Source organism: Mycobacterium sp. 20KCMC460 (assembly GCF_022179425.1).
GTDB lineage: Bacteria > Actinomycetota > Actinomycetes > Mycobacteriales > Mycobacteriaceae > Mycobacterium > Mycobacterium kiyosense.
Genome location: NZ_AP025524.1, coordinates 4297447 through 4310353, shown reverse-complemented (window position 1 = coordinate 4310353; position 12907 = coordinate 4297447). Strand labels below are relative to the sequence as shown.

The 12907-nt window shown below is 65.6% G+C and carries 10 protein-coding genes, 2 tRNA genes and 1 pseudogene; 11 read left to right on the top strand and 2 right to left on the bottom strand.

What is annotated here, in order from left to right; all coding sequences use genetic code 11:
- Positions 1–146 precede the first annotated feature (146 nt).
- The 4 genes and pseudogenes from MKCMC460_RS19885 to MKCMC460_RS19870 form a co-directional block, all read left to right on the top strand.
- A pseudogene (locus MKCMC460_RS19885) lies at positions 147–614 on the top strand (PE family protein); the annotation flags it as partial.
- Positions 615–696: 82 nt separating this feature from the next.
- A complete protein-coding gene (locus MKCMC460_RS19880; protein WP_236982001.1) occupies positions 697–1308 on the top strand; it encodes an Rv2466c family mycothiol-dependent reductase in 612 nt (203 codons plus the stop codon).
- A 114-nt stretch (positions 1309–1422) separates the two neighbouring features.
- Entirely contained in the window at positions 1423–1902 is a 480-nt protein-coding gene (locus MKCMC460_RS19875; protein ID WP_238304727.1) for a ribose-5-phosphate isomerase, read from the top strand.
- Positions 1903–1908: 6 nt separating this feature from the next.
- Entirely contained in the window at positions 1909–2715 is an 807-nt protein-coding gene (locus MKCMC460_RS19870) for an Fpg/Nei family DNA glycosylase (protein ID WP_236982005.1), read from the top strand.
- Between the two features lie 552 nt (positions 2716–3267).
- Here the strand turns inward: MKCMC460_RS19870 and MKCMC460_RS19860 are convergent.
- Entirely contained in the window at positions 3268–4467 is a 1200-nt protein-coding gene (locus MKCMC460_RS19860; protein ID WP_236982009.1) for a serine hydrolase domain-containing protein, read from the bottom strand.
- 32 nt (positions 4468–4499) lie between these two features.
- Positions 4500–4570 (bottom strand) — tRNA-Gly (locus MKCMC460_RS19855).
- Between the two features lie 143 nt (positions 4571–4713).
- On the opposite strand from MKCMC460_RS19855, the gene MKCMC460_RS19850 reads away from it, so the two are divergent.
- The 7 genes from MKCMC460_RS19850 to MKCMC460_RS19820 all read left to right on the top strand — a co-directional run bounded on the left by MKCMC460_RS19850 (position 4714) and on the right by MKCMC460_RS19820 (position 12894).
- Positions 4714–4787 (top strand) — tRNA-Pro (locus tag MKCMC460_RS19850).
- A 54-nt stretch (positions 4788–4841) separates the two neighbouring features.
- Positions 4842–6311: a trigger factor gene (tig, locus tag MKCMC460_RS19845; RefSeq protein ID WP_236982018.1), complete on the top strand. Its 1470-nt coding sequence runs from the start codon at positions 4842–4844 to the stop codon at positions 6309–6311.
- A gap of 99 nt (positions 6312–6410) precedes the next feature.
- On the top strand, positions 6411–7019 hold the full coding sequence (locus MKCMC460_RS19840) for an ATP-dependent Clp protease proteolytic subunit (protein ID WP_236982020.1): 609 nt from the start codon (positions 6411–6413) through the stop codon (positions 7017–7019).
- Positions 7016–7651: an ATP-dependent CLP protease proteolytic subunit ClpP2 gene (clpP2, locus tag MKCMC460_RS19835; protein ID WP_236982022.1), complete on the top strand. Its 636-nt coding sequence runs from the start codon at positions 7016–7018 to the stop codon at positions 7649–7651. Before MKCMC460_RS19840 ends, clpP2 begins: the two co-directional genes overlap by 4 nt.
- Before the next feature lie 410 nt (positions 7652–8061).
- On the top strand, positions 8062–9342 hold the full coding sequence (gene clpX, locus MKCMC460_RS19830; protein ID WP_236982024.1) for an ATP-dependent Clp protease ATP-binding subunit ClpX: 1281 nt from the start codon (positions 8062–8064) through the stop codon (positions 9340–9342).
- 461 nt (positions 9343–9803) lie between these two features.
- Positions 9804–11750 (top strand): 2-oxoacid:acceptor oxidoreductase subunit alpha, encoded by a 1947-nt coding sequence (locus MKCMC460_RS19825; protein WP_236982026.1) that lies wholly within the window; start codon positions 9804–9806, stop codon positions 11748–11750.
- A gap of 49 nt (positions 11751–11799) precedes the next feature.
- Positions 11800–12894 carry a 2-oxoacid:ferredoxin oxidoreductase subunit beta gene (locus tag MKCMC460_RS19820; RefSeq protein ID WP_238306026.1) on the top strand — a complete coding sequence of 365 codons (1095 nt, stop codon included), beginning with the start codon at positions 11800–11802 and terminating at the stop codon, positions 12892–12894.
- Positions 12895–12907 lie beyond the last annotated feature (13 nt).

The following is a 12907-nucleotide window of genomic DNA, read 5'->3' as shown; positions in this document are numbered from 1 at the left end:
GGTTGAGCACGTCCCTCCCCCAAAAGGATGAAAAAAACCCGAAACAGCGCGGGCCTCTACCTCGGCAGGTATGACTCGTACTTCAGGGCGGGTCGGCGCATCCTCCGAACTCGCATGTGCGGCAGGAGGTTACGCGCGATGTCCGCTTGATTGTGGCGCCGGAGTTGGTGGTGACGGCCGCTTCGGAACTGGCCGTTCTGAGAGAAAGCGTGGGCGCGGCCAGCGCCGCCGCGGCGGCATCGACCACCACGCTGCTGGCCGCCGGGGCGGACGAGGTGTCGACGGCGATCGCCGAGATCTTCGCGGCGCACGGTCAGGCGTATCGGGCCCTCAGCGCGCAAGCCGCCGACTTCCACGCCCAGTTCGTCCGTGCGCTGCAGGGCGCCGGCAGCTCTTACGCGACCGCGGAGGCGGCCAACGCGTCCCCGATGCAGCAGGCACTGAACGCGGTCAACGCGCCCGCCCAAGCCCTGCTGGGACGCCCACTGGTCGGCAACGGCACCAACGGTGCACCCGGTCAGGCCGGTGGTGACGGCGGGTTGCTGTGGGGCAACGGCGGCAACGGCGGCGCCGGGGGTGGCTCCGGCCACGACGGCGATCCGGGGCTGCCCGGCTGACCGCGACGGGGAACAGTTGCACCGCGGCTACGGTTGTCTGTGAGCGGATGATTCTGAGCACCGAGGAGAGGGTCGCAGCATGGCTGGTAAAGACGTCGCAGATTTCTGGTTCGACCCGCTGTGCCCGTGGTGCTGGATCACCTCGCGCTGGATTCTCGAGGTCGAGAAGGTCCGCGATATCGAGGTGAACTTCCACGTGATGAGCCTTGCGGTGCTCAACGAGAACCGGGAAGGTCTGCCCGAGCAGTACCGGGAGATGATGGCCAAGGCGTGGGGGCCGGTGCGGGTGGCGATCGCCGCCGAGCAGGCCCACGGCGCCAAGGTGCTGGACCCGCTCTACACCGCGATGGGCACCCGAATCCACAATGAGGGCAACAAGGATCTGCCCGAGGTGATCAAGCTGGCGTTGGCCGATGCCGGCCTGCCCGCCGACCTGGCCGGGGCGGCCACCAGCGACACCTACGACGAAGCGCTGCGCAAGAGCCATCACGCCGGCATGGACGCCGTCGGCGACGACGTCGGCACCCCGACCATCCACGTCAACGGCGTGGCGTTCTTCGGTCCGGTGCTGTCCCGGATCCCGCGCGGCGAAGAGGCCGGCAAGCTGTGGGATGCCTCGGTGACCTTTGCGGCGTATCCACACTTCTTCGAGCTCAAGCGAACTCGCACCGAGCCGCCGCAGTTCGACTGAGAGTCGAACGTCGCGCCGAGTGTGTACGACACGACGCGACACGACACGCGGGCGATCCGTCGCGGATCTCACTCTCGCCGAGTGGCGGGCGAGGCGTGGTGCACAATGTCGGGCATGCGCGTCTACCTGGGGTCCGACCATGCCGGTTTCGAGCTCAAGCAGCAGATCATCGAGCATCTGAAGCAGACCGGCCACGAGCCGGTCGACTGCGGGGCCTTCAGCTACGACGCCGAGGACGACTACCCGGCGTTCTGCATCGCCGCGGCGACCCGCACGGTGGCCGACCCGGGCAGCCTGGGCATCGTGCTGGGCGGCTCCGGCAACGGTGAACAGATTGCCGCCAACAAGGTTCCCGGGGCCCGGTGCGCACTTGCGTGGAGCGTCGAGACGGCGGCCCTGGCTCGCGAACACAACAACGCCCAGCTGATCGGTATCGGCGGACGCATGCACACCGCCGACGAGGCGCTGGCCATCGTCGACGCATTCGTGTCCACACCGTGGTCGAAAGCCCAACGCCACCAACGCCGTATCGACATCCTGGCCGAGTACGAGCGCACCCACCAGGCACCGCCGGTACCCGGGGCGGGGGACTGAGACGGCGTGCCCGAAGGGCATACCCTGCACCGGCTGGCCCGGCTGCACCAGCGTCGCTTCGCCGGTGCTCCGGTGGCGGTGTCGAGCCCTCAGGGCCGCTTCGACGACGCGGCCGCAGTTGTCAACGGAAAGGTGCTGCGCCGCGCCAGCGCCTGGGGTAAACACCTTTTCCACCACTACGCCGGCGGACCGGTGGTGCACGTCCACCTCGGCCTCTACGGCACCTTCACCGAGTGGGAGCGACCAGCCGACGGGACGGTTCCGGAACCGGTAGGTCAGGTGCGGATGCGGATGATCGGCGCGGCATACGGCACGGACTTGCGTGGTCCCACGGTCTGCGAACTCCTCGACATCAGCCAGGTTGACGACGTGGTGGCCCGGCTGGGTCCCGACCCACTGCGCGCCGATGCCGACCCGGCCTGGCCGTGGCAGCGAATCAGCAAGTCGCGCAGGCCGATCGGTGCGCTGCTGATGGACCAGAGCGTGATCGCCGGGGTGGGCAACGTCTACCGCAATGAGTTGTTGTTCCGGCACCGCATCGACCCGTACCGGCCCGGCCAGCAGATCTCCGAGCAGGAATTCGGCGCCGCATGGACCGACCTGGTCGCTCTGATGAAGGTGGGCCTGCGCCGCGGCAAGATCATCGTGGTGCGCCCCGAACACGACCACGGCGCCCCCTCGTACGGCCCTGGACGACCCCGTACCTACGTCTACCGCCGCGCCGGCGATCCGTGCCGGGTGTGCGGCGACACCGTGCGTACCGCGGTGTTGGACGGCCGAAATCTGTTCTGGTGCCCGACCTGCCAGACATGACATCGATCACAAGGTGTGTGACGGATTCGATCAAGCTTTAGACGAAACCTCAGGTCGCCGTGGTTGACAGGGAACTGGCAGAAAATTGGCCCGCGCGCTTCAGGTTGGCTACAGGTTTGCCTAGTAGGTCTAAAGATTATGAAAACTTCATCATCACGCTTGGTTGCAACAGGTTTCGCGCTCGCCATCGGCTTGGGGGTCGCCGGTCTTGGCACCGCGGCAGACGCCGCGGCGGCGCCGACATCGTTCCCGCAATGGTGCCCGGGTGACTTCTGGGACCCCGGTTGGGGCGACAACTGGGACGCATGGCACTGCCATGACAACGCGCGCTTCGACCACCCGGGAGGGCCCGGGGGACCCGGCGGGCCCGGCGAATTCCACGGCCCGGACGGCCCCGGCGGACCCGGCGGGCCCGGTGGCCCGGGTGGTCCCGGCGGACCTGGCGGTCCCGGACCGGGCGGACCAGGTGGGCCTGGCGGGCCAGGTGGTCCCCGCTAGCAGCGTCCGATCAACCAGGCGCACCCTGTCGGCATCGTCCGGCAGGGTGCGTTTTCAGTCGTCGCCCGGAATGACCCCGAGCGCGCGGTACACCTCGTTGCTCAGGGCGACGCTGCGCGGGTCGGCGTTGGCTTTGCTGGCGTCGAACCGGTTGGACACGTACCCATAGCCGATCCGATGTTCCAGGTCGACGAACGCGAACGAACCACCCAGCCCGCCATGCCCGAACATCTTCGGGTTGGGGCCATTGATGCAGCGCTGATTGAGCATGTAGCCCAGGCCCCAGCCGTGATCGGCCACCCGGGGACCCAGCACCAGATCGGGTTCGAAGCCGCCCTGGCACTCGCGGACCAGATCCATGTGCTCGCGGCTGAGCAGCTTCTCCTGGGCCAGGGCGTTGTAGAACGTCGCCATTCCCAGCGCGGACACCTGGCCGTTGGTACCGGGGAACTCGAGCTGACGCCACAGCTGCAGATTCTCGGTGTCCAGGTCGTCGTCGGCGAGGAAACCCATCGAGATCGCCATGCCCGCCTTGGGATGCTCGTCAAGGCTGGTCGGGTAACCCGGTGCCTGCAGTTCGGCCAGCAGCTGGCGACCGGTCGGCTTATTCACCCGCTCGGCGCAGCGTCGCTGTTCGGCGGGTGAGAGGCCGATGTGAACTTCGGCGCCGATCGGCTCGGCGATCTCGGTGCGCAGATACTGGCCGATGGTGCGGCCGGTGATGCGACGAAACACTTCGCCGACAATGAAGCCGAACGTGGTCATGTGGTAGCCCTGTGCGGTGCCGGGTTCCCACCACGGTTCGGCGACGGCCAGCTGCTCGCAGACGAAATCCCAGTCCAGCAGTTGCTCGGTGGTCAGCCGGGTACGCGGGCCGATGACGCCGGAGCGGTGGCTCATCACCATGGCCAGCGTGATGTCTGCTTTGCCCGCCTGGCCGAACTCGGGCCAGTAGCGGGCGACCGGGGCATGCAGGTCCAGCTCGCCGCGGTCGGCGAGCTGGTGCACACAGGTGGAGGACAGCCCTTTGGTGCCGGAGAGCACCGTGGTCAGGGTGTCTTCCCGCCAGGGCCGGGTGCCGGCGGCGTCGGCTGAGCCACCCCACAGGTTGACGACGAGATCGCCGTCGACCCAGACTGCGACCGCGGCGCCGACCTCGTGGCGCAGCGTGAAATTGCGCTCGAACGCGTCACGCACACCGGCGAATCGCGGCGCGCATGAGCCCTGGATGCTGACGCTTTGAACGTCGCTCATGGCGCCTCTCTGTCGAGCAAATGGTCGCCCAGAGCGGGCGACGGGAATCGAACCCGCGTAGCTAGTTTGGAAGACTAGGGCTCTACCATTGAGCTACGCCCGCATGTATTAGTCGAGCGAGACTGTACGTGGTGCTGCAGATCAAATCTAATCGACGCTGATGCGTGACCGCTCTGTGAGGTTGCGGACAGCCTGGAGGTCGATGCGGGTCCGGTGTGGCCGGGCCGTAGGATCGCGAGGTCACCGCGGGGTGTAGCGCAGCTTGGTAGCGCATCCGCTTTGGGAGCGGAAGGCCGCAGGTTCAAATCCTGTCACCCCGACCCGCCCGACAAGCGCACCGCCGCGCGCCGGAACTACACATCGAGGAGCATGCCGTGAAAAGCACCGTCAAGCAGTTGAGCCCCACCCGGGTTCGCATCAACGTGGAGGTGCCGTTCACCGAACTCGAACCCGACTTCCAGCGGGCCTACAAGGAGCTGGCCAAGCAGGTCAGGCTGCCCGGTTTCCGGCCCGGCAAGGCCCCGGCGCGGTTGCTCGAGGCGCGCTTCGGCCGTGAAGCGCTGCTCGACCAGGTCGTCGAGGATGCCGTACCCAGCCGTTACGGTCAGGCGCTCACCGAGTCCGACGTGCAGCCGATCGGTCGCCCCAACATCCAGGTGACCAAGAAGGAGTACGGCGAGGAACTGCAGTTCTTCGCCGAGGTCGACGTTCGTCCCAAGCTGGAGATTCCCGACCTGGACGCGTTGACGGTCTCCGTCGACCCGATCGAGGTCACCGACGAAGAGGTCGACGCCGAACTGGAGTCCCTGCGCGCCCGGTTCGGCACCCTGACCGGGGTGGACCGGCCCGTGCAAACCGGCGACTTCGTCTCGATCGACCTGTCGGCCACCGTTGACGGCGAAGAGGTGCCCAACGCCGCCGCCGAGGGGCTGTCCCATGAGGTCGGCTCCGGTCGGCTGATCGCCGGTCTGGACGACGCGCTGGTCGGTCTGGCCGTGGACGAGTCGAAGGTTTTCACGGCGCAGCTGGCGAGCGGTGAGCACGCCGGCAAGGATGCTGAGGTCACCGTCACGGTCAAGTCGATCAAAGAACGCGAACTGCCCGATCCCGACGACGAATTCGCCCAGCTCGCCAGCGAGTTCGACACCATCGAGGAGCTCCGCACCAGCCTGCGCGAGCAGGTGCGCAACGTCAAGAAGGCCAAGCAGGCCGATCAGATCCGCAATGCCGCGCTCGACGCCCTGCTCGAGCAGGTCGAGGTGCCGGTGCCGGACGCCGTGGTGCGGTCGCAGATCGAAGAGACCCTGCAGGCGGCGATGGGCGGCTTGAACAACGACGAGAGCAAGTTCAACGAACTGCTCGAACAGCAAGGCAGTTCGCGGTCGGAGTTCGACGCCGAGACCCGCGCCGCCGCGGAGAAGAACGTCAAGCGGCAATTGCTGCTCGACGCCATCGCCGACGAACTCGACGTGCAGGTGGGTCAGGAGGACCTGACCGAACGGCTGGTGTTGACGTCGCGGCAGTACGGCATCGAGCCGCAGCAGCTGTTCGCCTATCTGCAGGAGAACAATCAGCTGGCCGCCATGTTCGCCGACGTGCGGCGGGGCCTGGCGGTTGCGGCGGTGGTGGAGAAGGCGACGGTCACCGACAGCGACGGCAACGCGATCGACACCGGCGAGTTGTTCGGCAGGCGCCACACGGACCACGAGCACGACCATGACCACGAGCACGACCATGACCATGACCATGACCATGACCATGACAGCGTCGTCGACTCGGACGAGGATGCCGACGACGCGGCCGACGACGTGGCCGATGACGAAGCCGACGCACCCACCGCATGACGCTGTGAGCGAACGCGCCCGTCTCAGGTGGTCAAAGGACGGGTCTGGTTGGTTAGTGTCGGTGAAACAAGCAACGCGAAGAAAGCAGGTGTCCCCGCTGTGAGCAAAGCGTCTGATATGCGTTCCAACTCGATGGGTCTGAACCTCACGGACTCCGTCTATGAGCGCTTGCTCTCCGAGCGCATCATCTTCTTGGGTTCGGAGGTGAACGATGAGGTCGCCAACCGGTTGTGCGCACAGATCCTGCTGCTCGCCGCCGAGGACGCCGACAAAGACATCAACCTCTACATCAACTCACCGGGCGGATCGATCAGCGCCGGAATGGCGATCTACGACACCATGGTGCTGGCTCCGTGCGACATCGCCACCTACGCGATGGGCATGGCAGCGTCGATGGGTGAGTTCCTGCTCGCCGCGGGCACCAAGGGCAAGCGTTACGCGCTGCCGCACGCCCGCATCCTGATGCACCAGCCGCTTGGTGGCGTGACAGGTAGCGCTGCCGACATCGCCATTCAGGCCGAGCAGTTCGCGGTCATCAAGAAGGAAATGTTCCGCCTCAACGCGGAATTCACCGGGCAGTCGATCGAGCGCATCGAGGCGGATTCGGACCGCGACCGCTGGTTCACCGCACCGGAGGCCCTGGAATACGGGTTCGTCGACCACATCATCACCCGCGCCGCCCACATCACCAACGGAGAAGCCCAGTGAACCCTCAGATCCAGCCTCAGGCGCGCTACATCCTGCCGTCGTTCATCGAGCACTCCAGCTTCGGTGTCAAAGAGTCCAACCCGTACAACAAGCTGTTCGAGGAACGCATCATCTTCCTCGGCGTCCAGGTGGACGACGCTTCGGCCAACGACATCATGGCGCAGCTGTTGGTGCTCGAGTCGCTGGATCCCGACCGCGACATCACCATGTACATCAACTCGCCGGGCGGTGGTTTCACTTCGCTGATGGCGATCTACGACACCATGCAGTACGTGCGTGCCGACATCCAGACCGTGTGCCTGGGTCAGGCCGCGTCCGCGGCCGCGGTGCTGCTGGCCGCCGGAACTCCGGGTAAGCGGATGGCGCTGCCCAACGCGCGGGTGCTGATCCACCAGCCGTCGCTGTCGGGTGTGATCCAGGGACAGTTCTCCGACCTGGAGATCCAGGCCGCCGAGATCGAGCGGATGCGGACCCTGATGGAGACCACGCTGGCCCGCCATACCAATAAGGACCCCGAGGTGATCCGCAAGGACACCGACCGGGACAAGATCCTGACCGCCGAGGACGCCAAGGAGTACGGGATCATCGACACCGTTCTCGAATACCGGAAGCTGTCCGCCCAGAACGCCTGAGATTTCGGCGGGCGCTGAGAAGGTGCAGTCGACTCCGTAACATCGATGAGCGTGGCGAGCACTGAACAGTCTCGGTCGATCCGACGACGGATGTCAGCCGCCGACGGCGGCCGGTCCGCCTCCTGCCGGTCGACTTGGCCGCTAGACACGCAGCGTCCGCTAGCCTCGATGGCATCACGACCGCGACACGCCAGAGACACGTATTGCGCGTCCCGACAAGTGACCGACGTGGTCTGGCGATATGTTCTTTCTGCACGCGGTAGAAGTACCGACCAAGTGATTACAGCGAATACCAAGGAAGCTATTCGGCGTTAACGGTCGCGAGGGGCCGGAGCTAACGGGTAGCGTCGTGGGATACACGCGGCAGGCAAGACGATACGGCGATAACAGGAAGTAGGCCCTGAAGCATCATGGCGCGCATCGGAGACGGCGGTGACTTGCTGAAGTGCTCGTTCTGCGGGAAGAGTCAAAAGCAGGTCAAGAAACTCATCGCGGGTCCCGGGGTGTACATCTGCGATGAATGCATCGACCTGTGCAACGAGATCATCGAAGAAGAACTCGCCGACGCCGACGATGTGAAGCTGGACGAGCTGCCCAAGCCCATCGAGATCCGGGACTTCCTGGAGGGTTACGTCATCGGGCAGGACACGGCCAAGCGGACCTTGGCGGTGGCCGTCTACAACCACTACAAGCGCATCCAGGCCGGCGAGAAGGGCCGCGACTCGCGCTACGAACCGGTCGAGCTGACCAAGTCCAACATCCTGATGTTGGGGCCCACCGGCTGTGGCAAAACCTACCTGGCCCAGACGCTGGCCAAGATGCTCAACGTTCCGTTCGCCATCGCCGACGCCACCGCGCTGACCGAGGCCGGGTACGTCGGTGAAGACGTCGAGAACATCCTGCTCAAACTCATCCAGGCCGCGGACTACGACGTCAAGCGCGCCGAGACCGGCATCATCTACATCGACGAGGTGGACAAGATCGCCCGCAAGAGCGAGAACCCGTCGATCACCCGCGACGTCTCGGGCGAGGGCGTTCAGCAGGCGCTGCTGAAGATCCTGGAAGGCACCCAGGCGTCGGTTCCGCCGCAGGGCGGTCGCAAGCATCCGCACCAGGAGTTCATCCAGATCGACACCACCAACGTGCTGTTCATCGTTGCGGGCGCGTTCGCGGGTCTGGAAAAGATCATTTACGAGCGGGTCGGCAAGCGCGGGCTGGGCTTCGGCGCCGAGGTGCGCTCCAAGGCCGAGATCGACACCACCGACCACTTCGCCGAAGTGATGCCCGAGGACTTGATCAAGTTCGGCCTGATCCCGGAGTTCATCGGCCGGCTTCCGGTGGTCGCCTCGGTCACCAACCTGGACAAGGAGTCGTTGGTCAAGATCCTGTCCGAACCCAAGAACGCGTTGGTCAAGCAGTACACCCGTTTGTTCGAGATGGACAACGTGGAGCTGGAGTTCACCGACGACGCGCTCGAGGCGATCGCCGACCAGGCGATCCACCGTGGCACCGGCGCCCGCGGGCTGCGCGCGATCATGGAAGAAGTGCTGCTGCCGGTGATGTACGACATCCCGAGCCGGGACGACGTCGCCAAGGTGGTGGTCACGAAGGAAACCGTGCAGGACAACGTGCTCCCGACGATCGTGCCGCGCAAGCAGTCGCGTAGCGAGCGACGCGACAAGTCCGCCTAGCCTGCGAGCTGCGGCGCCGTGTGCGCGCCGGCAGGTAGAAACGCGTTGCGCGAAGGTCCACGAAGGCGCGGCAAAACGGTGCTGCGACCGTGCATTTGTGCGCGCTCGCCGCGATCTAGACCTGCGCGTTGGCGACAGGGCCAGGCACCGCAGCTCGCCCGCGCGCCCGCTGACGCGGCCGCCGCTTGATCCGACGGACCGCAAATTCGGTGCAAAATTCCACCGAAAGTGACGAAAACCACAGTTTTGTCTGTGCTGCCCGCCGCCGCCACCCTGACATGTGCTTTTGCCCGCATACTCGCCGGTAACGGCGACGTGGAGTTGACCAGCAATCCTTAGAGAAGTGTCATAATTGGTACTTGCAGTGACACCAAAAACGTGATGGCGGTAAGGCACTTCGGCGCGCGTAATCTACAAGCTGCCGCGGAGTGCATATCCGGTGGCTAATGGAAGGCGGAGACGTGAATCCGAACGGCAACGGTGCCGGGACTGAGTCTCATAACGGATCCAGCAGGCAACGGCTGGAGAACGTCGTTATCCGGTTCGCCGGAGACTCCGGCGACGGCATGCAGCTCACCGGCGACCGATTCACCTCGGAGGCTGCACTTTTCGGCAATGACCTGGCTACCCAGCCGAACTACCCGGCCGAGATCCGCGCACCCGCGGGGACCCTACCCGGCGTCTCGTCCTTCCAGATCCAGATCGCCGACTACGACATCCTGACCGCCGGTGACCGGCCCGACGTGCTGGTGGCGATGAACCCGGCGGCACTGAAAGCCAATCTCGGCGACCTGCCGCGCGGCGGAATGGTGATCGCGAATTCCGACGAATTCACCAAACGCAACTTGACGAAGGTCGGTTACATCACCAATCCGCTGGAGAGCGACGAACTCGAGGAATACGTCGTCCATGCCGTCCCCATGACGACGCTCACCCTGGGCGCAGTCGAGGCGATCGGCGCGACGAAGAAGGATGGCCAGCGCGCCAAGAACATGTTCGCGCTGGGCCTGCTGTCGTGGATGTACGGGCGGCCGATCCAGACCAGTGAGAACTTCATCCGGGAAAAGTTCGTCCGCAAACCCGACGTCGCCGAGGCCAACGTGTTGGCGCTCAAAGCGGGGTGGAACTACGGCGAAACCACCGAAGCTTTCGGCACCACCTATGAGGTGTCCAAGGCTTCCCTACCGGCCGGCGAGTACCGCCAGATCTCAGGCAACACCGCGATGGCGTACGGCATCGTCACCGCCGGCCGATTGGCCGACAAGCAGGTCATGCTCGGCAGCTACCCGATCACCCCGGCGTCGGACATCCTGCACGAGCTGTCCAAGCACAAGAACTTCAACGTGATCACCTTCCAGGCCGAGGACGAGATCGGCGGCATCTGCTCGGCCATCGGCGCGTCCTACGGCGGCGCGCTGGGTGTCACCAGCACGTCGGGCCCCGGCGTCTCGCTCAAGTCGGAAGCCATGGGCCTGGCCGTGATGACCGAGCTGCCGTTGATCGTCATCGACGTTCAGCGCGGCGGCCCGTCGACGGGTCTGCCCACCAAGACCGAGCAGGCCGACCTGCTGCAGGCGCTGTTCGGGCGCAACGGCGAGTCGCCGGTCGCGGTGGTGGCTCCCCGGTCGCCGTCGGACTGCTTCGAGACCGCCATCGAGGCGGTGCGGATCGCGGTGTCCTACCACACTCCGGTGATCGTGCTGTCCGACGGAGCGATCGCCAACGGCTCGGAGCCGTGGCGCATTCCGGACATCAGCTCGCTCCCGCCGATCATCCATAAGTTCGCCAAGCCGGGCGAGCCGTTCCAACCGTATGCCCGCGACCCGGAGACCCTGGCCCGGCAGTTCGCCGTCCCCGGGACACCCGGTTTGGAACACCGCATCGGTGGTCTGGAGGCCGCCAACGGCTCGGGTGCCATCTCCTACGAGCCGGTCAACCACGATCTGATGGTCCGTATCCGCCAAGCGAAGATCGACGGCATCAGCGTTCCGGATCTCGAGGTCGACGACCCCACCAACGATGCCGAGTTGCTGTTGATCGGCTGGGGCAGTTCCTACGGGCCGATCGGGGAAGCCTGCCGACGCGCGCGGCGCAAGGGCATCAAGGTCGCCCACGCCCACCTGCGCTACCTCAACCCGTTCCCGGCCAACCTCGGTTCGGTGCTGAGGCGCTACCCGCAGGTGGTGTGTCCGGAGATGAACCTGGGTCAGTTGGCGATGCTGTTGCGGGCGAAATATCTGGTCGACGTGCAGTCGGTCAGCAAGGTGCATGGTCTGTCGTTCCTGGCCGACGAGGTGGGCCGGATCATCCGTGCCGCGCTGGGCGGGACGCTGGCCGAGATCGAACAGGACAAGGCGATGGTCGCCCGCTTGTCGGCGGCCACGGTCGGAGCGGGTGCGGACGCATGACTCGTTCGGAGCGAAGCAATAAGGAGGAGCGGCGCTCGTGACAAACGTGATGAGCAATTTGGCCGGCACTGATCTCGGTCTGACCGAGGCGGCACCCCACCATCGGCCGGCCAAGCACGATGGCGTGCCCGTCACGGACCAGCCGCAGAAGGGCAAGGACTTCACCAGCGACCAGGAGGTGCGCTGGTGCCCGGGTTGCGGCGACTACGTCATCCTCAACACCATCCGCAACTTCCTGCCGGAACTGGGGCTGCGTCGCGAGAACATCGTGTTCATCAGCGGCATCGGGTGTTCGAGCCGGTTCCCCTACTACCTGGAGACCTACGGCTTCCACTCGATCCACGGCCGGGCGCCGGCCATCGCCACCGGGTTGGCACTGGCCCGGGAAGATCTGTCGGTGTGGGTGGTCACCGGCGACGGCGACGCCCTGTCGATCGGCGGTAACCACCTGATCCACGCGCTGCGCCGCAACGTGAACATCACCATTTTGTTGTTCAACAACCGGATCTACGGCCTGACCAAGGGGCAGTATTCGCCTACCTCGGAAGTCGGCAAGATCACCAAGTCGACTCCGATGGGTTCGCTGGACCACCCCTTCAACCCGGTCTCGCTGGCTTTGGGCGCCGAGGCGACGTTCGTCGGCCGCGCGCTGGACTCCGACCGTGCCGGATTGACCGAGGTGCTGCGCGCCGCGGCCCAGCACCGTGGCGCGGCGCTGGTCGAGATCATGCAGGACTGCCCGATCTTCAACGACGGTTCCTTCGACGCACTGCGCAAGGAGGGCTCCGAAGAGCGATTGATCAAGGTGAGCCACGGCGAACCGATCGTCTTCGGCGCCGACGGCGAATACTGCGTGGTGAAGTCGGGATTCGGCCTCGACGTGGCCAAGACGGCGGACGTGTCGGCCGACGAGATCGTCGTGCACGACGCGTACGACGACGACTCGGCCTACGCGTTCGCGTTGTCGCGACTGTCGGATCAGAACCTCGATCACATGGTGATGGGCATTTTCCGGGACGTTAGTCGGCCCACCTACGACGACGCGGCTCGCTCCCAGGTCCGGGCCGCGCAGGAGGCCAGCGCGTCCGACCAGGCAGCGCTGCAGTCGTTGCTGCGGGGACGCGACACCTGGACCGTGGACTGAGGTGAGTACGCAG

Excerpts from the sequence above, each read along its gene's own strand:
- MKCMC460_RS19875 (WP_238304727.1), top strand. The coding sequence starts at position 1,423 with ATGCGCGTCTACCTGGGGTCCGACCATGCCGGTTTCGAGCTCAAGCAG.
- MKCMC460_RS19820 (WP_238306026.1), top strand. The coding sequence starts at position 11,800 with ATGAGCAATTTGGCCGGCACTGATCTCGGTCTGACCGAGGCGGCACCC.
- clpX (WP_236982024.1), top strand. The coding sequence starts at position 8,062 with ATGGCGCGCATCGGAGACGGCGGTGACTTGCTGAAGTGCTCGTTCTGC.
- MKCMC460_RS19860 (WP_236982009.1), bottom strand. The coding sequence starts at position 4,467 with ATGAGCGACGTTCAAAGCGTCAGCATCCAGGGCTCATGCGCGCCGCGA.
- MKCMC460_RS19880 (WP_236982001.1), top strand. The coding sequence starts at position 697 with ATGGCTGGTAAAGACGTCGCAGATTTCTGGTTCGACCCGCTGTGCCCG.